Here is a 19,961-nt window from a genome sequence, read left to right as displayed (position 1 = left end):
GTATTTGAATACAGTATAGACTGGTTTTATATACAGTAAAGTCCTTGAGGCATTTTTTAGAATAATTTTTTTGACCAACCCAGTTTTGTACTTAACGTATTGAAATAACTGTAGTCTTTTGGATGAATAAGGTTGAGATGAAAATCACTACGCCGAATTAGTACTTCTTCTCCCTCCTGAATCGGTAAGGCTATCTGACTGTCACAACTTATTTCCAGATCGCTGGTAATTTGTGAAAACTTCAGACGAATAGTGCTGCTACTATTAATCACTAGTGGGCGAGCAGTTAGGGTGTGTGGGAACATGGGAACTAAGACGATGGCATCCAGTGTGGGCGTCAGAATTGGGCCTCCTGCGGAGAGCGAATAAGCTGTCGATCCGGTCGGGGTGGCGATGATCAGACCATCAGAACGTTGAGAAAATGCGAAGCGGTCATCGATATACACTTCGAATTCAATCATATGCGCTACTTTTCCCGGATGTAAAACCACCTCATTGATCGCTGTACTGATGCGACTTTGTTGATCAGTGCGGGTGACTTGAGCTTCCAGTAAGAAACGTTGTTCGCTCAAGTATTCACCTTCCAACACATTGGAAAGCTGTTGCTGGGCATTATCTGGGTCTAAATCGGTCAGAAAGCCCAGATTACCTCGGTTGACGCCAATCACTTTGATATCATAGCGGGCGAGTACTCGCGCAGCGCCAAGCATATTACCGTCACCGCCGACCACCACAGCTAAATCAGCTTTTTGGCCGATGTCAGCCAAACTGCCAGTAACTGCGCCAGTTAAATTGAGGTCATTTGCAATCTGTTGTTCAACCATAACGTCATAACCTCTGGCGTTTAGCCAGTGGTAGAGCATTTCATGGGTGGCAAGTGCAGCCGGGTGCCGTGGGTGACCGACAATACCAATACAATTGAATCTTTTATTATTCATTGCCGTGATTTTCCTTACTGAGGGAGTCTTTTACCCCACATTATGACCGGTTCCCTTGAATCCCCGGTTTTGATCCCCATAATAAGCCAAGTAGCGAGATTAATGCTAAAACGCGGAGATATCCATGAGTAGTAAAGAACAGAAAACACCAAACGAGCAAGTCTCGGAAGAAATGGAAAATGCAGCAGAGCAGCAAGTGGAAGCGACACAAGAGACGGGTGAAGGTGTAGATCCGCGTGTTGCCGAGCTTGAAGCGCAGTTGGCTGAAGCCTTACAGCGTGAGCGCGAGAGCTTGCTGCGCGCCAAGGCTGAGGTTGAGAATATCCGTCGTCGTACTGAATTGGATGTTGAAAAAGCGCATAAGTTTGCTTTGGAAAGATTCTCAGCTGAATTATTGCCAGTGATCGATAATCTGGAGCGCGCACTGGATACTGCTGACAAAGCCAATACCGAACTCACTTCAATGATTGAAGGTGTCGAATTGACGCTGAAATCACTTCTTGATGCTGTCGGTAAATTTGGTATTGAAGTGGTCAGCGATACCAACGTGCCATTTAATCCTGAAGTTCATCAGGCAATGACGATGCTTGAATCTGCTGATCACGAACCCAATAACGTGATGATGGTGATGCAGAAAGGCTATACGTTGAATGGCCGCCTGTTACGCCCGGCAATGGTTGCGGTATCTAAAGCGAAAGCTTAAGGTGTCCTAATGTAAAAAGGCACCTTTTTAGGTGCCTTTTTTATACGCTTTTTTGAGCAAATAAAGTTTTATTCTGCGGCTGGGAGCTTGGGTTGCCAGTCAATCGGCGGTAAACCTTGCTGTTGCAACAGCTGATTCGCTTGTGAAAAGTGCTTACAGCCAAGAAAACCGCGATGTGCGGAGAGCGGTGATGGATGTGGGGCTTTCAAAATAAAATGGCGCTGGGTATCGATAATTCGACCCTTTTTCTGCGCATGGGCCCCCCAAAGCATAAAAATCACACCATCACGATGTTCATTTAGTGCCGCAATCACTTTATCGGTAAAGGTTTCCCAGCCAAGGTTGGCGTGAGAGTGCGCGTTACCTGCTTCGACAGTTAGCACGGTATTAAGTAGCAGCACACCTTGCTCGGCCCAGCTTTGTAAAAAACCATGGTTAGGGCGCTGGAAGCCAGGAATATCAGTAGCCAGCTCTTTGTACATGTTCACCAGAGAGGGAGGGGCAGGGACACCGGGCAACACGGAAAATGACAATCCATGCGCCTGATTGGGGCCATGGTAGGGGTCTTGACCCAAAATAACCACTTTGACTTGATCCAGTTCGGTTAGGCGAAATGCGTTAAAAACGTCTTTTTGCTGCGGGTAGATCGTTTTTCCAGCATTGCGTTCTGCGGCCACATAGGCCAGCGTATCTTTAAAGTAAGGCAGTTCTTTTTCCTGGCCGATGACATCATGCCAGCTAAGGGAGACGGACATAAACACTCTCCTTGGTTTCTGTAAGATATTGATGTGCGATAGCTTACCGATTCAAACTCATGAGTGAAACCGTTAAACCCAAGTCTGTGACGTAATGATGTTTTTTTGACCTTTTCATGCAAAAAATGTTGAAAATTTACAAAAATAATTGCTGTCATCTCTATTGATAAAATTGATATAAAACATAAATTTGGCAGTGGCGCACTCGTCAGTGAGGCTGAAATGTTGATTTAAATCAAAGAATCGTGGCTGTCTGGCTGGTATACAGAACAATAAGACAACAATGGTTTTACCAAATAACCAAGATAGTTTTCTCCCCTTGGAATTTATAGCCGTATTACGGAGGCACCAAATGATTACTGGTATTCAAATTACTAAAGCTAGCAACGAAGCTCTACTGAACTCTTTCTGGCTGCTGGATAATGAAAAAGATGAACTGCGTTGTGTTTGTGCTAAATCAGGCTACGCAGAAGACCAGATCGTTCCAGCAAGTGAGTTGGGCCAGATCGAATATCGTGAAGTTCCACTGGAACTGCAACCGACTGTGCGTGTTGAAGGTGGTCAGCATTTGAACGTGAACGTTCTGCGCCGCGAAACGCTGGAAGATGCAGTGAAGAATCCAGAAAAATATCCACAGCTGACTATTCGTGTCTCTGGCTATGCCGTGCGTTTCAACTCACTGACACCAGAACAGCAACGTGATGTGATTACCCGTACTTTCACTGAAAGTCTGTAATTTTTGTCATAACGATTCAGTTGCAAACATTCTAAGGGAGCCTCGGCTCCCTTTTTGCTTATAAAAAAAGCCGCTGTTTAATATAAGCGGCTTTTTAGTCAGTTTGCTGAGTTAACTGGAACTCTTGGTATCCGGTTTTTCTTTCGGCTGACGGCGTTTACCTACATTTTTGGCATCGCGGTGACGAACTTTCACTTTGGCTTTCTCTTTGCTCGCTTCTTTTAGCTCTTTACGCTTAGCCAAAACCTTTTTCGACGGCTTACCGGTAGATTTTGAACTTGGCTCTTTACTGGTTGGGCGAAGTTCATCAATCACACGCGGTTTCAGCGGCTCTTTAAGGTAGCGGCCGATTCTGCCCAGTAATAAGTGGTCATGTGCTTCAACCAGTGAGATCGCCACGCCTTTACGCCCCGCGCGGCCAGTACGGCCAATGCGGTGGAGGTAGACATCTGCGGTCAGCGGCAGGTCAAAGTTGAACACATGACTGATATCGTCGATATCCAAGCCGCGCGAAGCAACATCAGTCGCCACTAACACATTGACTCGGCCATCACTTAAACGAATAACGGCTTCGGTCCGTTTGGCCTGAACCATTTCGCCTTCGAGGAACCAGGCGTTGATCCCAGCTTCACGCAACCAACTCACCAGTTGATGTACCTTTTCACGGGTGCGTACGAAAATAATGGATTTTTGTACTTCTGGTTGCTTGAGCAGATGCACCAGCAAGGCTGTTTTGTGTTCGATATCGTCAGCGCGATAGTACCATTGCTGAATTTTTTTGCGTTCACGGCGCGATGGATCGGCTTCCAGCTCTACTGGCTCATTGAGGATACGCTCCCCAAACTCGCGAATAGCTTCACCCTCCAGTGTTGCGGAGAACAGCAATGTCTGTTTGCGCCAGCGGGTTTCTGCTGCGATGGTTTCGATATCCTGCGCAAAGCCCATATCCAACATACGGTCAGCTTCGTCCAGAATCAGGGTTTCTACTGCGCGACAGTCAAAGTTTTCTTCTTTGATGTATTGCAGCAAGCGGCCAGTGGTAGCGACCACAATGTCCTGATTCTCGCTGAAGACTTCCGCATGGTTCATATAAGCCACACCACCGGTTATTGTCGCGATATCCAGTTGTGTATGTTTGGCCAGTTCACGGGCTTGATCCGCCACTTGCATCGCCAGCTCACGGGTTGGCGTCAGGATCAAAATCCGAGGTGGGCCAGATTTTTTGCGTGGGAAATCCAGCAAATGCTGCAAGGCTGGCAGCAAAAAGGCGGCAGTTTTGCCAGTTCCTGTTGGAGCCGAACCCAATACATCACGCCCATCCATCGCTGGCGGAATAGCCGCAGCTTGAATAGCGGTAGGGCGCTCATAGCCTTTGTCGCGCAGTGCGTCAATCAGGCGTTCATCGAGATCGAGTTCGGAAAAATTGGTTACAGTCATGGTCTTCCTCTACTTGGGGCGCCGATTATAGACGGGTTAGCCGAATTCTTCACCTGTTTAAGCGGTAATGATGTCTTTTCCCTTCAATCATATTGTCCTATGCTACGCCGGTTATAGATTCTGGTGACTAATGTGGGCGAACAATTGAAAAAAAAACCGGTATTGCGTGGTGGTGGTTTCACTTTTAAACAATTCTTTGTGGCGCATGATCGTTGTGCGATGAAAGTGGGCACCGACGGTGTGCTGCTGGGTGCTTGGGTACCCGTAGAAAAAGCCCGCAAAGTACTGGATATTGGCTGTGGTAGTGGGCTAATCGCCTTGATGATTGCTCAGCGTTCATCATCAGAGGTATTGATTGATGGTGTTGAACTGGAACCTGAGGCAGCACAACAAGCAAGCAGCAACGCGGCATTATCGCCTTGGGCTGCACGGGTTCGAATTTATGCGCAAGATGTGCATCAGTTTGCTGAAAACCATCCTCATCAGTATGACTTGATTGTTAGTAATCCACCCTATTTTTCCCCTGCCGTTGCCTGTCGGGATGAAGCTCGTGATACCGCACGTTACACTGGCTCCTTAACTCATGACGCTTTGCTGCGCTGTGCTGAGAAACTTATCACAGAGGACGGTCTGTTTTGTGTGGTTTTACCTCAGGATTTAGGTGTAGAACTCGCGGGGCTAGCTGTGCAACAAAACTGGTTTGTCCGCTGTCAGGTTGATATTCGGGATCGCCCCGGTAAGCCGCTGCATCGAATGCTGTTGACCTTATCGCGTCAATCCGGTGCGACGGAATACCAACAGTTAGATCTGCGCCAATCAGAAGGTGTGTATTCACCTGAGTTTTGCGCATTAATCAGTGATTTTTATCTTAACTATTAGTTTGGATATTACGTAACTTGGATATTAAGGTCGCAAGGGGAGATTGAAACAGGGCGCAATACTCGAAACTGCGCCCTGAAGGTGTTACGGATGGAGAATGGTCGGTTTCGGATTATCTATTTGATCAGGATAATCAAGCGTATAATGTAAACCACGACTCTCTTTGCGGTCCATCGCACAGCGCACGATCAACTCGGCAACCTGTACCAAATTACGTAATTCAAGCAGATTGTTGGAGATACGGAAATTCGCATAATACTCATCAATCTCCTGCTGCAATGTATTAATTCGGCGTAAGGCGCGTTCTAAGCGTTTGGTGGTTCGCACGATACCGACGTAGTCCCACATAAATAAGCGCAATTCATGCCAGTTATGCTGGATGACAACTCGTTCATCTGAGTTATCAACACGACTCTCATCCCAGTCCGGCAGATGCTTAGCCAGCTTGGCATGGGGTAAGCGCGTAAGAATATCTTCAGCGGCAGACCAGCCGTAAACCAGACACTCGAGCAGCGAGTTAGAGGCCATACGGTTAGCGCCATGCAATCCGGTATAGCTGACTTCACCAATAGCATATAACCCATCCAGATCAGTGCGCCCGTGCTGGTCCACCATCACACCACCGCAGGTATAATGAGCGGCCGGGACGATAGGAATGGCTTCTTTGGTCAGATCAATACCCAATGACAACAGTTTTTCGTAAATCATCGGGAAGTGCTGTACCACGAAATCAGCGGGTTTATGACTGATATCCAAATACATACAATCTGCACCGAGACGCTTCATTTCATGGTCTATCGCGCGGGCGACTATATCACGTGGCGCGAGTTCACCTCGTGAGTCAAAATCAGGCATGAAACGGCTGCCATCAGGGCGCTTAAGATAGGCACCCTCACCACGCAATGCTTCAGTCAATAAAAAGTTACGTGCTTGCGGGTGGAACAGGCAGGTTGGGTGAAATTGGTTAAATTCCAGATTAGCGACTCGGCATCCGGCACGCCATGCCATGGCAATACCATCGCCAGAAGAGATATCTGGATTGGTTGTGTATTGATAAACTTTAGCCGCGCCACCTGTCGCTAACACCACGGCTTTAGCCCGAAAAGTTTCAACTTTTTCCAACTCGCGGTTCCAGATGTAAGCGCCAACTACGCGTTTAGTCCCTGTCAGGCCGATTTTGTTGGATGTGATAAGGTCGACTGCATTGCAGCGCTCTTTAACTAAAATATTAGGGTGGGTACTTGCTTTACCTACGAGTGTAGTTTCTACTTCTTTACCTGTAGCATCAGCGGTATGCAAAATGCGGCGATGGCTATGGCCGCCTTCACGCGTCAGGTGATAACGCTCTTCGCCGCTGGCACTGGTTTCGGTATCAAATAGGACACCTTGATCAATCAGCCATTGCACACAAGAACGGGCGTTGCTGGCAATAAATTCTACGGCGTCTTTGTCACAAAGTCCGGCCCCAGCAATTAGGGTGTCATCGACATGTGAACTGATGCTGTCGGTTTCATCAAACACGGCAGCAATTCCTCCCTGAGCATAAAAAGTGGCGCCTTCATTGAGCGGCCCTTTACTCAGAACGGTGACTTTACAATGTGGTGCGAGGCGTAGCGCTAATGACAAGCCAGCAGCGCCACTCCCGATGATCAATACATCGCTAACGTGTTCAGATGATGATTGCATATCGTATGATGTGTGCAGAAGAAGAGTGAATTTCATGTTAGCCTATCTGCCAGAGCAAAAGCTATGGCTATAAGATGCCTGAATAATATTCAGACAAAAAATCTGGCAACATGGAACTTTGCAATTTTTATAAACTCCAAGCGTGTGCTTGCTCAGGAAAATAAAGATATGGCTGGCAGTACTATTTATAGCGTGGGGATAGATTTCGGGAGAGTTCACCTCGGATGAGCGAGCAGTTAACGGATCAGATGCTGGTTGAACGGGTCCAGAAAGGTGATCAGCAATCGTTCAATTTACTGGTAATTCGATACCAGCATAAGGTTGCGAGCCTCGTATCCCGATACGTGCCTCAGGGCGATGTCCCTGATGTAGTGCAGGAATCTTTTATTAAGGCGTATCGCGCATTGGCATCATTCCGTGGCGATAGTGCTTTCTATACGTGGCTTTACCGTATTGCTGTTAATACAGCGAAAAATTATTTAGTTGCTCAGGGGCGGCGTCCGCCATCCAGTGATGTGGATGCAAATGATGCTGAAAATTACGAAAATGCGGGTGCATTGAAAGAAATATCGAACCCTGAGAACTTAATGTTGTCTGAAGAGTTAAGGCAGATAGTTTTTAAAACCATAGAGTCACTTCCTGAAGATCTCCGGATGGCGATTACACTCAGGGAGTTAGATGGTCTAAGCTATGAAGAGATAGCTGAAATTATGGACTGTCCGGTGGGTACTGTTCGTTCCCGTATCTTCCGTGCCAGAGAAGCTATTGATAACAAAGTTCAGCCGCTAATTCAGCGTTAGGCGGACACATAAAGGGTATTTGGCATGCAGAAAGAAAAGCTTTCCGCTCTGATGGACGGAGAAACTCTTGATAGTGAGCTGCTTGGTTCTTTATCGAAAGATGAAGCATTGCAGCAAAGCTGGCAGAGCTATCATTTAATCCGTGATACCCTGCGGGGGGACATTGGTGAAGTCTTGCATCTGGATATTGCCAGCCGTGTTGCAGAAGCGCTCAAAAACGAGCCAACTCGTTTTGTTCCTATTGCTGTGCCTGAATCTCAGCCACAACCCCATATCTGGCAGAAAATGCCTTTCTGGCAAAAAGTTCGCCCATGGGCCAGTCAGATTACGCAAGTGGGTGTGGCAGCCTGTGTTTCGTTAGCCGTCATTGTTGGCGTTCAGCAATATAATCAACCTGCGTCAGGTAATTTGCAGCCAGAGTCACCTGCATTTAATACGTTACCGATGATGGGTAAAGCCTCACCAGTCAGTTTTGGTGTGCCTGCTGATGGGTCTTTTGGAACATCTCAACAACATCAAGTTCAAGAGCAACGTCGGCGCGTCAATATGATGACCCAGTTGCAGGATTTTGAATTGCAACGTCGTTTACCACAAACTGATGTGTTGCAGCAGCCTTCAACATCAACGCAAGCTGCAATTCAGGTCCCTGGCACCCAGTCCTTAGGAATGCAGCAGCAGTAATGAAGCAAATTTGGTTTTCCGTTTGTTTAATGGCGGGCAGCCTATTCATGCCAACACTAGCTTCGGCGGAAACAGCGCCGATAGCTATGTTGCAGGAAATGAGCAATGCCAGCCAATCGCTCAACTATGAGCTATCGTATATCAATGTTAACAAGCAAGGGATTGATTCTCTTCGCTATCGACATGCTATTTTAGATAAAAAAACCTTAGCGCAATTACTGCGTATGGATGGTCCGCGCACTGAGATCTTACAGCGTGGAAATGAAATAAGTTATTTCGAGCCAGGTTTTGACTCTTTCACCCTTGCTGGTGAGCATATTGTCGATGCATTGCCTTCTGTTGTTTTCCCCGATTTTGAAAAACTGTCAAAATATTATAACTATATTGCGCTTGGTCGTGCCCGCGTGGCAGATAGACCCTGTCAGGTTATTCGAGTGGTATCCCGTGACAGTACACGCTACAGCTATATTATTTGGATGGATGAGACAACCAAACTGCCGATGCGAATAGACCTGTTAGACAAAGATGGTGAAACACTTGAGCAGTTTCGTGTGATCTCTTTTGCTATCGGGGAGCCTATTCAGGAGATACTAAAAGGCTTGGTTAAACTCTCTTTGCCGCCGTTGCTGGCATTACCGGCTAAAACTAAGGTGGATTTCACTTGGGCTCCCCGCTGGTTACCGGAAGGTGTTACTGAGATTTCACGCAGCCGCCGCACTTTGCCGAATATGGATACACCAACGGAGTCACGGCTATATAGTGATGGTTTATTTAGCTTTTCGGTGAATGTGAACCTACTGGGTAAAGATGTTCCTTCAGAACAATCTCTGCGTCAGGGGCGGCGTACTGTTCATACTGAAGCTCGTAATAATGTAGAAATCACTGTCGTCGGTGAACTACCACCTGCAACGGCGAAGCGCATTGCTGACAGTGTGGTTCTGGAGTCTGCAAAATGATGAAAGAGTGGGCCACAGTTATCTCGTGGACAAACGGAATTGCGCTTCTACGTTGCGAGCCACAATCTGGTTGTGGAAGCTGTAATGCACAGAGGGGCTGTGGTAGTCATTTATTAAATGAGTTGGGACCAGAATCTAATCATCAGCTACAAATAGCCATTTCACAGCCGCTTGAACCAGGGCAGAAGGTTGAAGTCGGGATCAGCGAAGGCAGTTTGTTACGTTCAGCCTCTTTGGTGTATTTAACCCCATTAGCGGGGTTAATTACCGGCGGTGCTTTATTCCAAGCGTTATTTGTCACTGATGCTTTTACTGCTCTCGGTGCTATTTCAGGGACTGGGTTGGGTTTTTTGTTAGCCAAAAAATTGGCTACTAGAATTGAAGGGCAGAGTAATTATCAGCCGACTGTTTTACAAATTGGGCTACCGCCAACGGCTATACGAATTCAGCAAGAGCAGTGATCCATAATCTCAATCTTAGTCAGAATAGGCGGGGATGCGGTTTTGTATCATGTGCTCAATTAAAGCAATAAAAAGATCAGCACTGATAAGCGCTGAATAGTCTAATGATAAAAGTATGTTACCTTCTGCATTAAACAATTGTATTTTTTCATGATGTTTTTCGCGAGAAACCTTGACGTATGAAATATCTTCAATATAAATAATACCTTCTATCGTCATCAATGCATGTGCATTTAGTGTCAGTGGAGTCGTGTCCATCTGAGTACTATTTGCTTTAATGATATTTAAAATACCTTTAACTATCGGCAAATTTAGCCATTTATCGTTCTTCTTTATTAACTCAAATATAACGTTTTTACCTAGAGATAAAGTATTTAAGCTGACTACACCGACATGCATAACTTGTTGATGAATTATCGTATTTATAAGTGGGAAAGCATTACTTATATTCTTAATTATGATATTCCATGATTGAGTTTTTGATGTACGGAAGGCCATAGTGTTAATTTTACCATTAGGGTTTATTCCGGTGTGATATTTGTGAATGTATTTAATTTTATTAAATGGAATAAAATAGACATTTCCGTTGTCATGATTAAAAACTCGCACACCTTTTTCATACAGAAAATAGGTAAACATCGGGCTGTTATTTAATCGGTAGTAAATCATTAAACTCAGTGAGAGCGCTGAAATAACGACACATAAAATAGAGAGGGTAGTTAGCGTTGAAAATGTAGAATTTGTTATCGATACAGCAATGAGTAATAAAATAAGTAATAAAGTAAATGTTATAGCAGCAATAGTTAGATTCGATTTTTCATTTTTAAATTCATGGCGGCTAAGTATTTTTCCTTCGTCAATCATAATATTCTCCACATGGCCGCCAAGAGGATATTTCACTTGGTTGATATTAATAACTCTAGGTTGTTTTTTCTTGAGGTAAATGAGCATTTTCCTAAAGTGATTTAATAAAAATGACAGCTAAAAATAGACATTATTGACGGTCATGAATAATGACAACGCTATTGCCTAGCGCGCTGTCTTTTTCAGTAAAAAATTATTGAGGCTCGAATGTAGAGTTTATAGGCATAAATTAATTAAGGGTATTGTCTATTCTTATCGGTTTTTTAGATAGAAATAGTTTTCTGTGTTGCGGGTATCAATTGCCGTGAGCGGTAAGGTGTGGATACATTTTAGCAGGGTAAATCAGCTAACAAGCTAAGTGCGATGCCTTTCACGAGGCTAACTTACAGTGTAAGATGCGTGCATATTTATGTGGGTAGTTTTGGGTTTGAATCCATCGCTGTGTCCACCAATAATTAATTAAAGACAACGACTAGAGAAAAATTCATATAAATGAAGCACATAAGAAACTTTTCTATTATTGCCCATATCGACCACGGTAAATCGACACTGTCGGACCGTATTATTCAGATTTGTGGCGGATTATCTGAGCGTGAAATGGCCGCTCAAGTGCTCGATTCTATGGATCTGGAGCGCGAGCGTGGTATTACCATCAAGGCACAAAGTGTGACCCTTGATTATCACGCGAAGGATGGTCAAACCTATCAACTCAACTTTATTGATACCCCCGGACACGTTGACTTCTCTTATGAAGTTTCCCGCTCTTTGGCGGCTTGTGAAGGGGCTCTGTTGGTGGTTGATGCAGGGCAGGGCGTTGAAGCACAGACGCTGGCAAACTGCTACACCGCAATGGAAATGAATCTGGAAGTTGTTCCGGTTCTGAACAAAATCGACCTGCCTGCTGCTGATCCTGAACGCGTTGCTGAAGAGATCGAAGATATCGTTGGCATTGATGCGACTGATGCTGTTCGTTGCTCAGCCAAAACGGGTGTCGGTGTGCCTGATATTCTTGAGCGTTTAGTGCGTGATATCCCACCACCAAAAGGTGATCCTGAGGGGCCATTGCAGGCACTGATCATCGACTCTTGGTTTGATAACTATTTAGGTGTGGTGTCATTAATCCGTATCAAGAACGGCTCATTGCGCAAAGGCGATAAAGTTAAGGTAATGAGTACCGGTCAGAGCTATAACGCTGAGCGCTTGGGTATTTTCACGCCAAAACGTATTGATCGTGATGTGCTGAACTGCGGTGAAGTGGGTTGGTTGGTCTGTGCGATTAAAGATATTCTCGGTGCGCCCGTCGGCGATACCTTGACATTAACTCGCAACCCAGCAGAGAAATCATTACCCGGTTTTAAGAAAGTTAAGCCACAGGTCTACGCGGGTCTGTTCCCGATTAGCTCTGATGATTATGAAGCCTTCCGTGATGCGCTCGGCAAGTTAAGCCTGAATGATGCCTCTTTGTTCTATGAACCAGAAAGCTCGACGGCACTAGGCTTTGGTTTCCGTTGTGGTTTCCTTGGCTTGCTGCATATGGAAATCATTCAGGAACGTTTGGAGCGCGAATACGATCTGGAACTTATCACCACGGCACCGACAGTGGTTTACGAAGTGATCACCACCAATCAGGAAACGGTTTATGTTGATAGCCCTTCCAAGCTACCCGCTCTGAACAATATTGAAGAGCTGCGCGAGCCGATTGCTGAATGCCATATGCTGTTGCCACAGGAGTATCTGGGTAACGTCATCACATTGTGTATCGAAAAGCGTGGTATGCAGACCAACATGGTTTACCACGGTAACCAAGTTGCATTGACGTATGAAATTCCAATGGCTGAAGTGGTCCTTGATTTCTTCGATCGCCTGAAATCAACCTCTCGCGGCTATGCTTCACTGGATTACAATTTCAAACGCTTCCAGACCTCTGATATGGTTCGTGTTGATGTATTAATCAATAATGAACGAGTGGATGCATTGGCCTTGATTACCCATCGCGACAATGCGCAGTACCGTGGCCGTGATCTGGTTGAGAAAATGAAAGAGCTGATCCCACGCCAGCAATTCGATATTGCGATTCAGGCTGCTATCGGCAACCACATCATTGCCCGTTCAACAGTGAAACAGCTACGTAAAAACGTACTGGCGAAGTGTTATGGCGGTGACGTTAGCCGTAAGAAAAAACTTCTGCAGAAACAGAAAGATGGTAAGAAACGTATGAAGCAGGTCGGTAACGTTGAATTACCGCAAGAGGCTTTCCTGGCTATTCTGCACGTCGGAAAAGACAGTAAATAAGGAGTTTTGATGGCTAATATGTTCGCTTTGATTTTAGCGATAGCAACGCTGTTGACAGGGATTATCTGGTGCTTCGAGCGGTTTAAATGGGGCCCGGCACGTCAGGCGAAAATTGCCGCAGTACACGCACAAACTGCGGAAATCAAGGCTCAGGCGGGTGACGCGGTAGATAATAAAACATTATCACAGGCGGCGAGACAACCCGGCTGGATTGAGACTTGTGCTTCCGTTTTCCCGGTATTGGCACTGGTATTTATCGTGCGTTCGTTTATTTACGAACCTTTCCAGATTCCGTCTGGTTCGATGATGCCCACGCTATTGATTGGTGATTTCATTCTGGTTGAGAAGTTTGCTTACGGTATTAAAGATCCGATAACGCAAACTACGCTGATCCCTACTGGGCATCCAAAACGTGGCGATATTGCCGTGTTTAAATATCCGCTAGATCCGCGAGTAGATTATATCAAGCGGGTGGTGGGTTTACCGGGTGACCGTGTTAGCTATAATCCAATTAGCAAAGAAGTGACGGTTCAGCCTGCGTGCAATACCGGTACTTCTTGCGATAGCGCGTTACCGATTACTTACAGCCCGTCTGAACCAAGTGATTTTGTGCAGACATTCCGCTATAGCGGTAATGGCGAGACTTCTGCTGGCTTCTTCCAGATCCCGACCAATCAGGCTGTACCTGACGGTGGTGTGCGTCTGCGTGAACGTAGTGAGACGTTAGGCACGGTTGCACACCATATTCTGACAGTGCCAGGGCGTCAGGATCAGATTGGTGGCTATTATCAGCAGCCTAATCAGCCTCTCGGGGTTTGGGTGGTGCCGGAAGGTCATTACTTTATGATGGGCGACAATCGCGATAATAGCGCAGATAGCCGTTACTGGGGCTTTGTGCCAGAGCGTAATCTGGTGGGTAAGGCTACGGCTATTTGGATGAGTTTTGAAAAGCAAGAAGGTGAATGGCCAACGGGCGTACGTTTAAGTCGGATTGGTGGCGTTCATTAATATCGGCGGCCCAAAGTCATTGGCGTAGTCGTCAGTTGTTGTTAACACATCCCGATGATCTGATAAATGTCAGTGATTCGGGTGTGTGGCCGCTGGTAATACCGCGATGAGTTCAGGTGAGCAGGGTATTTAAACGCAGCATTATATTTCCACTCGTTGTAGAATATACTTTCGAGCGATAAAAGTTGGCTCTTTTATGGGGGCCACTGCAAACGAAACAGTTTTGTCCTGATATTTTTGGTGGATCAGACCTGTTCCGTATGCTGTAGTTTTTGACGCATTCTTGATCTATTGGTAACTCATGAACCCCATCGTAATAAACAGGCTACAGCGGAAGCTGGGCTACACTTTTCAACAGCAGGAGCTCTTGCTGCAAGCACTGACTCATCGTAGCGCCAGTAGCAAACACAATGAGCGTTTGGAGTTCCTGGGTGACTCTATATTAAGTTTTGTTATCGCCAATGAGCTGTATCGCCGTTTCCCCCGTGTTGACGAAGGGGATATGAGCCGGATGCGTGCAACATTGGTCAGAGGCAATACCCTCGCCGAAATGGCCCGTGAGTTTGACCTTGGTGAATGTTTACGCCTCGGGCCGGGCGAATTGAAGAGTGGTGGTTTTCGCCGCGAATCAATTTTAGCGGACACGGTAGAAGCCTTGATTGGCGGTATATTCTTAGATAGCGATATACATATGATTGAACGGCTGATTCTTGACTGGTATCGCAGTCGATTAGAGGAAATCAGCCCCGGTGATAAGCAGAAAGACCCAAAAACGCGCCTACAAGAGTATTTGCAGGGCCGTCATCTGCCATTGCCTTCTTATCTGGTTGTGCAGGTTCGCGGTGAAGCACATGATCAGGAATTTACTATCCACTGCCAGGTGAGTGGCTTGAATGAACCAGTAATAGGTACTGGCTCAAGTCGACGTAAAGCTGAGCAGGCGGCAGCGGAACAAGCGCTGAAACAGTTGGAGCTTGAATGAGCGAAGTAGAAAAAACGTATTGTGGTTTTATTGCAATTGTAGGTCGTCCGAATGTGGGCAAATCTACCTTGCTGAATGAATTGTTGGGGCAAAAGATCTCCATCACTTCACGTAAACCACAAACCACACGCCACCGTATTATGGGTATCCATACTGAAGGGCCATATCAGGCCATTTATGTTGATACCCCAGGGCTGCATATTGAAGAAAAACGCGCCATTAACCGCTTAATGAATCGCGCGGCAAGCAGCTCTCTCGGTGATGTGGAGTTGGTAATTTTTGTGGTTGAAGGCACCAATTGGACTGCCGACGACGAAATGGTGGTCAATAAGCTGCGCAGCTTAGATTGCCCAGTATTATTGGCGATCAACAAAGTTGATAACGTCACCGATAAAAGCAAGCTGTTGCCACATATCCAGTTCTTAAGCCAGCAGATGAATTTCCTCGATGTTGTGCCGATCTCTGCGGAGAAAGGGATGAATGTGGATACTATTGCTAGCATTGTGCGCAAGCTTATGCCGGAAGCTGAACATCACTTCCCAGAAGATTACATCACTGACCGCTCCCAGCGTTTTATGGCGTCAGAGATCATTCGTGAAAAACTGATGCGCTTTTTGGGTGAGGAGTTACCTTACTCAGTGACGGTTGAGATTGAACAGTTCGTACCCAATGAACGCGGTGGTTATAACATCCACGGTTTGATTTTGGTCGAGCGCGAAGGCCAGAAAAAAATGGTCATCGGCAACAAAGGTACAAAAATCAAGACGATCGGTATTGAAGCCCGTCAGGACATGGAAAAAATGTTCGAGGCTAAAGTGCATCTTGAGCTGTGGGTGAAAGTGAAATCAGGCTGGGCAGATGACGAACGTGCATTGCGCAGCTTAGGCTATACCGACGACCTGAAGTAAGGCCGCCGATGGACGGTTGGCAACGCGCATTTGTCCTGCATGGGCGACCTTACAGTGAAACCAGTTTGATGCTGGATCTATTCACTGAAGGAGAAGGCCGCATGCGGGTATTGGCAAAAGGTGCGCGGGGTCGCCGATCCAATCTAAAAGGCTGCTTGCAGCCTTTTACGCCTTTACTGGTTCGCTGGAGCGGACGAGGTGAGGTCAAAACATTACGCAGTGCCGAGCCAGTATCGTTAGCTCTCCCATTGAGCGGCTCTATGTTGTACAGCGGCTTATATGTCAATGAGCTGCTTTCTCGGGTGTTAGAACACCAAACCAATTACTCTGCCTTATTCTTCGACTATCTGCACTGTTTGCAATCATTGGCTGGCAGTGATGGAACGCCTGAATATGCATTACGCCAGTTTGAATTGGCGATATTGGCTCACCTTGGCTATGGCGTTGATTTTCTTCATTGTTCAGGCAGCGGGCAGCCCGTATCGGAGACCATGACCTACCGCTATCGGGAAGAAAAAGGTTTTATCGCCAGTCTGGTGATCGACCATTACAGCTTTACCGGCCGCCAATTGCTGGCCTTGGCTCATCGTGAATTTCCTGATGCCGACACTCTGCGTGCTGCCAAACGATTTACCCGCATTGCGCTGAAACCCTATCTGGGCGGTAAGCCGCTAAAAAGTCGTGAACTGTTCCGCCAATTCGTGATTAAGCCACCGGTTGAACCCTTAACCTAGTGCGTTCCGACATTATTTAAACTCTCCATCGCCAATTTTCACTTATTGCCGCCCGTCTACTCAGTGTAAACTGCGAGGCACTTATGCGTTTCATAGCAGGCTTTTTGCGTGCTTATTGACCTAATCAAGATGCATCCATAACGGGAGGGCTGTCATGGCTGATTTGTTGCTGGGCGTTAATATTGATCACATTGCGACATTACGAAATGCACGTGGAACCATTTACCCTGATCCTATTCAGGCCGCGTTTATCGCCGAACAAGCCGGTGCCGACGGCATTACGGTGCATTTACGTGAAGATCGTCGCCATATCACGGATCGCGATGTGCGTATCTTACGTCAGACCATCCAGACCCGCATGAATCTGGAAATGGCCGTCACGGATGAAATGGTGGGGATCGCCTGTGAGTTACAACCCCACTTTTGCTGTTTGGTGCCGGAAAAACGTCAGGAAGTGACGACCGAAGGTGGTCTGGATGTCGCCGGGCAAATTGACAAAATGACGATAGCCGTCAGCAGATTAGCTGAGGCGGGCATTTTGGTATCACTATTTATTGATGCAGATATGCGCCAGATTGATGCGGCTGTTACCGTGGGTGCACCTTATATTGAAATCCATACCGGCGCTTATGCCGATGCCATTACTGATTTAGCGCGTCAGGCCGAGTTAGTGCGGATCACGAAAGCCGCGACTTATGCGGCCAGCAAAGGGCTGAAGGTCAATGCAGGCCATGGCCTGACTTACCACAATGTGCAACCCATCGCCGCCTTACCTGAAATCCAGGAGCTGAATATTGGCCATGCTATTATTGGTCAGGCAGTGATGACCGGGCTTGCCGCTGCGGTTGGCGATATGAAAGTGTTGATGCGGGAAGCGCGTCGTTAATGGCTATTCTTGGCTTAGGTACTGATATTGTTGAGATTTCAAGGATAGAGGCCGTGGTTGAACGTAGCGGTGACAGATTGGCACGGCGTATCCTGAGTCCATCCGAATGGCAACATTATCAGCAGCATCAGCAACCCATCCGTTTTCTGGCTAAACGTTTTGCGGTCAAAGAAGCGGCGGCCAAAGCATTTGGCACTGGCATCCGTAATGGTCTGGCGTTTAATCAGTTTGAAGTGATTAACGATGCATTGGGTAAGCCGACACTGCATTTGCATCAACGGGCGGCAGAATTGGCAGCCGAGCTAGGGGTCAAATCCCTGCATGTTACTTTAGCGGATGAGCGGCGCTATGCCTGTGCCACTGTGATCATTGAAAGCTAAGATTACCTATTGCTGCCAAGAGGCTGCTAATAAGCATTAAGGAGCGAGCATGAAAATGCCGCTCCTTTTTTGTGACTTATCCCATCCAACCTAGCCCTATTCAACCCGACCCTAACTCATCACTCCTATCACTCCCATCCCGCTCTCCGTTTCTCAATCCGCATCAGGGTGTAAAAACTTTTTGTAATAAGTCTTTATTTTGCAATAAATCTTAATTTTGCGATCTGTCCGACAAGTTGGTTAACCAATACTTCATTTGGTCGCCCAGTAAGTGGTACTTGTAATACCAAATTATTGGATGCAATGAACGGCTTGATCGCAAGAGTGTGGGGTTAAAGCAAAAACTCCAGTATGAATGTGATCTTCTGCCAACTAAAAATCACTTAATTTGGCCTGACCAATATAAAAATAGTGATACTTGAAGACATTGATAATTAACCTCTGGGGAAAATAAAAGATGGAATGGATTAATATCCTATGGGTGGTATTGGGCATTGGCTTGATGCTACTGCTCAATATCCGCTATCAAATTAACTCAATGATTGCATTGCTGTTAGCGGCACTGTTGGTGGGAACTCTCGCCGGGATGGATCTGCTCAAACTTCTGCATACCATTAAAGCGGGGTTTGGGGGGACGCTCGGTGAACTGGCTATCATCGTCGTCTTTGGTGCGGTGATCGGCAAGCTGATGGTCGACTCTGGTGCCGCTCATCAGATAGCTCAGACTCTGTTGCGTCGGTTTGGGCTTAAGTATGTCGAGTTTGCCGTCATCATCATTGGCCTGATCTTTGGTTTGGCTATGTTCTATGAAGTTGCCTTTATCATTTTGGCACCCTTGATCATTGCTATCGCGGTTGAAGCCAAGATCCCATTCCTGAAGTTGGCGATCCCCGCCGTTGCTGCTGCGACGACTGCGCACTCCCTTTTCCCACCACAGCCGGGGCCAGTTGCCCTTGTTAGTGCGTATGGTGCTGATATGGGGATGGTTTATATCTACGGCGTGCTGGTTGCCATCCCTTCAGTTATCTGTGCGGGACTAATTTTGCCGAAATTCCTTGGCAATCTGGAGCGGCCAGTACCGACGTTCCTGAAGGCAGAAAACCCGCTGGATGAAAATAATTTACCGTCGTTTAGCACCTCAATTTTGGTTCCGCTCATCCCTGCTTTTATTATGATTTTCACGACCATTGCTAACATCTGGTTGGTTAAAGGGACGACATCGTACACCCTCCTCAACTTCCTTGGTTCGTCACCTATTGCCATGTTTATCGCGATGCTGGTCGCCTTTGTTCTTTTCGGCACTGGGCGCGGTCATAAGATGGAATGGGTGATGCACTCCTTTGAAGGGGCGGTAAAAGGGATTGCGATGGTCATCTTGATCATCGGTGCGGGTGGGGCGCTAAAACAGGTCATCATTGATACTGGCATTGGCGATACCATCGGTATGCTGATGTCAGCGGGTGGGGTATCACCTTATATCATGGCCTGGCTGATTACGGTGCTTATTCGCCTATCAACTGGGCAAGGTGTGGTGTCGGCCATGACCGCAGCGGGGATTATTGGTGCCGCTGTCATGGACCCCGTCACCCACACCATTACCTCGGTCGATCCGGCGCTGTTGGTGCTAGCAACGGCGGCAGGTTCTAACACCTTCACCCATATTAATGATGCTTCATTCTGGCTGTTTAAAGGGTATTTTGAGCTGTCGATTAAAGACACGCTGAAAACTTGGGGCTTGCTGGAGTTGACTAACTCGGTGGTTGGCTTGGGGATGGTGCTGCTGATCAGCCTGTTTGTTTAACGCGGTTTTGAGTTGATTTGTGACCAGTGCTTCCACGGAGGCACTGATCATTCACAGTATTGGGGAGTCGCAAA

General features: G+C 46.7%; 20 protein-coding genes. 15 read left to right on the top strand and 5 right to left on the bottom strand.

Annotated features, from left to right (window positions below; all coding sequences use genetic code 11):
• Window positions 1-56: 56 nt before the first annotated feature.
• On the bottom strand, window positions 57-938 hold the full coding sequence (nadK, locus tag HRD69_RS20230) for an NAD(+) kinase (RefSeq protein WP_004874606.1): 882 nt from the start codon (window positions 936-938) through the stop codon (window positions 57-59).
• A gap of 124 nt (window positions 939-1,062) precedes the next feature.
• Here nadK and grpE point away from each other — a divergent pair, with 124 nt between their 5' ends.
• Window positions 1,063-1,641 carry a nucleotide exchange factor GrpE gene (grpE, locus tag HRD69_RS20225; protein WP_004874607.1) on the top strand — a complete coding sequence of 193 codons (579 nt, stop codon included), beginning with the start codon at window positions 1,063-1,065 and terminating at the stop codon, window positions 1,639-1,641.
• Between the two features lie 68 nt (window positions 1,642-1,709).
• Here the strand turns inward: grpE and ung are convergent, their stop codons facing one another.
• Window positions 1,710-2,396, bottom strand: coding sequence for a uracil-DNA glycosylase (gene ung, locus HRD69_RS20220; protein ID WP_032813897.1), 687 nt, complete (start codon window positions 2,394-2,396; stop codon window positions 1,710-1,712).
• A gap of 352 nt (window positions 2,397-2,748) precedes the next feature.
• Here ung and grcA point away from each other — a divergent pair, with 352 nt between their 5' ends.
• Window positions 2,749-3,132 carry an autonomous glycyl radical cofactor GrcA gene (gene grcA, locus HRD69_RS20215; protein ID WP_004874609.1) on the top strand — a complete coding sequence of 128 codons (384 nt, stop codon included), beginning with the start codon at window positions 2,749-2,751 and terminating at the stop codon, window positions 3,130-3,132.
• Window positions 3,133-3,243: 111 nt separating this feature from the next.
• On the opposite strand, the gene srmB is transcribed toward grcA, so the two are convergent.
• Complete coding sequence (srmB, locus tag HRD69_RS20210; protein WP_004874610.1) at window positions 3,244-4,569, bottom strand: ATP-dependent RNA helicase SrmB; 1,326 nt, start codon at window positions 4,567-4,569, stop codon at window positions 3,244-3,246.
• A 132-nt stretch (window positions 4,570-4,701) separates the two neighbouring features.
• Between srmB and trmN the strand changes: the two genes are divergently transcribed.
• Complete coding sequence (trmN, locus tag HRD69_RS20205; protein WP_004874611.1) at window positions 4,702-5,448, top strand: tRNA(1)(Val) (adenine(37)-N(6))-methyltransferase TrmN; 747 nt, start codon at window positions 4,702-4,704, stop codon at window positions 5,446-5,448.
• Window positions 5,449-5,532: 84 nt separating this feature from the next.
• Here the strand turns inward: trmN and nadB are convergent, their stop codons facing one another.
• A complete protein-coding gene (gene nadB, locus HRD69_RS20200; RefSeq protein ID WP_004874612.1) occupies window positions 5,533-7,134 on the bottom strand; it encodes an L-aspartate oxidase in 1,602 nt (533 codons plus the stop codon).
• A gap of 224 nt (window positions 7,135-7,358) precedes the next feature.
• On the opposite strand from nadB, the gene rpoE reads away from it, so the two are divergent.
• From rpoE to rseC, 4 genes are read left to right on the top strand one after another with little or no spacing between them, the layout of a single operon-like run.
• Entirely contained in the window at window positions 7,359-7,934 is a 576-nt protein-coding gene (gene rpoE / locus HRD69_RS20195; protein ID WP_032813901.1) for an RNA polymerase sigma factor RpoE, read from the top strand.
• A 24-nt stretch (window positions 7,935-7,958) separates the two neighbouring features.
• Complete coding sequence (gene rseA / locus HRD69_RS20190; RefSeq protein WP_032813903.1) at window positions 7,959-8,615, top strand: anti-sigma-E factor RseA; 657 nt, start codon at window positions 7,959-7,961, stop codon at window positions 8,613-8,615.
• Window positions 8,615-9,571, top strand: a complete 957-nt coding sequence (gene rseB / locus HRD69_RS20185; protein WP_004874614.1) for a sigma-E factor regulatory protein RseB — start codon at window positions 8,615-8,617, stop codon at window positions 9,569-9,571. The genes rseA and rseB overlap by 1 nt, the downstream gene beginning before the upstream one ends.
• Window positions 9,568-10,032, top strand: a complete 465-nt coding sequence (gene rseC / locus HRD69_RS20180) for a SoxR-reducing system protein RseC (protein WP_032813905.1) — start codon at window positions 9,568-9,570, stop codon at window positions 10,030-10,032. Before rseB ends, rseC begins: the two co-directional genes overlap by 4 nt.
• Before the next feature lie 15 nt (window positions 10,033-10,047).
• On the opposite strand, the gene HRD69_RS20175 is transcribed toward rseC, so the two are convergent.
• Window positions 10,048-10,896, bottom strand: a complete 849-nt coding sequence (locus tag HRD69_RS20175) for a hypothetical protein (RefSeq protein WP_032813947.1) — start codon at window positions 10,894-10,896, stop codon at window positions 10,048-10,050.
• A gap of 492 nt (window positions 10,897-11,388) precedes the next feature.
• Here HRD69_RS20175 and lepA point away from each other — a divergent pair, with 492 nt between their 5' ends.
• The 8 genes from lepA (at window position 11,389) to gntP (ending at window position 19,887) form a co-directional block, all read left to right on the top strand.
• Window positions 11,389-13,188 carry a translation elongation factor 4 gene (gene lepA / locus HRD69_RS20170; RefSeq protein ID WP_004874617.1) on the top strand — a complete coding sequence of 600 codons (1,800 nt, stop codon included), beginning with the start codon at window positions 11,389-11,391 and terminating at the stop codon, window positions 13,186-13,188.
• 9 nt (window positions 13,189-13,197) lie between these two features.
• A complete protein-coding gene (lepB, locus tag HRD69_RS20165; protein ID WP_004874618.1) occupies window positions 13,198-14,196 on the top strand; it encodes a signal peptidase I in 999 nt (332 codons plus the stop codon).
• Between the two features lie 301 nt (window positions 14,197-14,497).
• Window positions 14,498-15,178: a ribonuclease III gene (rnc, locus tag HRD69_RS20160; RefSeq protein ID WP_019212212.1), complete on the top strand. Its 681-nt coding sequence runs from the start codon at window positions 14,498-14,500 to the stop codon at window positions 15,176-15,178.
• Entirely contained in the window at window positions 15,175-16,086 is a 912-nt protein-coding gene (gene era, locus HRD69_RS20155) for a GTPase Era (protein WP_032813908.1), read from the top strand. Before rnc ends, era begins: the two co-directional genes overlap by 4 nt.
• Before the next feature lie 8 nt (window positions 16,087-16,094).
• Window positions 16,095-16,820 carry a DNA repair protein RecO gene (gene recO / locus HRD69_RS20150; protein ID WP_004874621.1) on the top strand — a complete coding sequence of 242 codons (726 nt, stop codon included), beginning with the start codon at window positions 16,095-16,097 and terminating at the stop codon, window positions 16,818-16,820.
• A gap of 154 nt (window positions 16,821-16,974) precedes the next feature.
• Complete coding sequence (pdxJ, locus tag HRD69_RS20145; protein ID WP_004874622.1) at window positions 16,975-17,706, top strand: pyridoxine 5'-phosphate synthase; 732 nt, start codon at window positions 16,975-16,977, stop codon at window positions 17,704-17,706.
• Complete coding sequence (gene acpS / locus HRD69_RS20140; protein WP_032813910.1) at window positions 17,706-18,086, top strand: holo-ACP synthase; 381 nt, start codon at window positions 17,706-17,708, stop codon at window positions 18,084-18,086. Before pdxJ ends, acpS begins: the two co-directional genes overlap by 1 nt.
• A gap of 457 nt (window positions 18,087-18,543) precedes the next feature.
• Window positions 18,544-19,887: a gluconate permease GntP gene (gntP, locus tag HRD69_RS20135; RefSeq protein WP_004874623.1), complete on the top strand. Its 1,344-nt coding sequence runs from the start codon at window positions 18,544-18,546 to the stop codon at window positions 19,885-19,887.
• Window positions 19,888-19,961 lie beyond the last annotated feature (74 nt).

The sequence above is a fragment of the Yersinia mollaretii ATCC 43969 genome (genome assembly GCF_013282725.1).
In the GTDB taxonomy this organism is placed as follows: Bacteria; Pseudomonadota; Gammaproteobacteria; order Enterobacterales; family Enterobacteriaceae; genus Yersinia; species Yersinia mollaretii.
The sequence above is the reverse complement of the archived record's forward strand: the minus strand, read 5'-3'. Positions and strand labels throughout refer to the sequence as shown.

Coding starts and splice junctions, on each gene's coding strand:
- nadK (WP_004874606.1), bottom strand. CDS start 938: ATGAATAATAAAAGATTCAATTGTATTGGTATTGTCGGTCACCCACGG.
- grpE (WP_004874607.1), top strand. CDS start 1,063: ATGAGTAGTAAAGAACAGAAAACACCAAACGAGCAAGTCTCGGAAGAA.
- ung (WP_032813897.1), bottom strand. CDS start 2,396: ATGTCCGTCTCCCTTAGCTGGCATGATGTCATCGGCCAGGAAAAAGAA.
- grcA (WP_004874609.1), top strand. CDS start 2,749: ATGATTACTGGTATTCAAATTACTAAAGCTAGCAACGAAGCTCTACTG.
- srmB (WP_004874610.1), bottom strand. CDS start 4,569: ATGACTGTAACCAATTTTTCCGAACTCGATCTCGATGAACGCCTGATT.
- nadB (WP_004874612.1), bottom strand. CDS start 7,134: ATGCAATCATCATCTGAACACGTTAGCGATGTATTGATCATCGGGAGT.
- rpoE (WP_032813901.1), top strand. CDS start 7,359: ATGAGCGAGCAGTTAACGGATCAGATGCTGGTTGAACGGGTCCAGAAA.
- rseA (WP_032813903.1), top strand. CDS start 7,959: ATGCAGAAAGAAAAGCTTTCCGCTCTGATGGACGGAGAAACTCTTGAT.
- rseB (WP_004874614.1), top strand. CDS start 8,615: ATGAAGCAAATTTGGTTTTCCGTTTGTTTAATGGCGGGCAGCCTATTC.
- rseC (WP_032813905.1), top strand. CDS start 9,568: ATGATGAAAGAGTGGGCCACAGTTATCTCGTGGACAAACGGAATTGCG.
- HRD69_RS20175 (WP_032813947.1), bottom strand. CDS start 10,896: ATGATTGACGAAGGAAAAATACTTAGCCGCCATGAATTTAAAAATGAA.
- lepA (WP_004874617.1), top strand. CDS start 11,389: ATGAAGCACATAAGAAACTTTTCTATTATTGCCCATATCGACCACGGT.
- lepB (WP_004874618.1), top strand. CDS start 13,198: ATGGCTAATATGTTCGCTTTGATTTTAGCGATAGCAACGCTGTTGACA.
- rnc (WP_019212212.1), top strand. CDS start 14,498: ATGAACCCCATCGTAATAAACAGGCTACAGCGGAAGCTGGGCTACACT.
- era (WP_032813908.1), top strand. CDS start 15,175: ATGAGCGAAGTAGAAAAAACGTATTGTGGTTTTATTGCAATTGTAGGT.
- recO (WP_004874621.1), top strand. CDS start 16,095: ATGGACGGTTGGCAACGCGCATTTGTCCTGCATGGGCGACCTTACAGT.
- pdxJ (WP_004874622.1), top strand. CDS start 16,975: ATGGCTGATTTGTTGCTGGGCGTTAATATTGATCACATTGCGACATTA.
- acpS (WP_032813910.1), top strand. CDS start 17,706: ATGGCTATTCTTGGCTTAGGTACTGATATTGTTGAGATTTCAAGGATA.
- gntP (WP_004874623.1), top strand. CDS start 18,544: ATGGAATGGATTAATATCCTATGGGTGGTATTGGGCATTGGCTTGATG.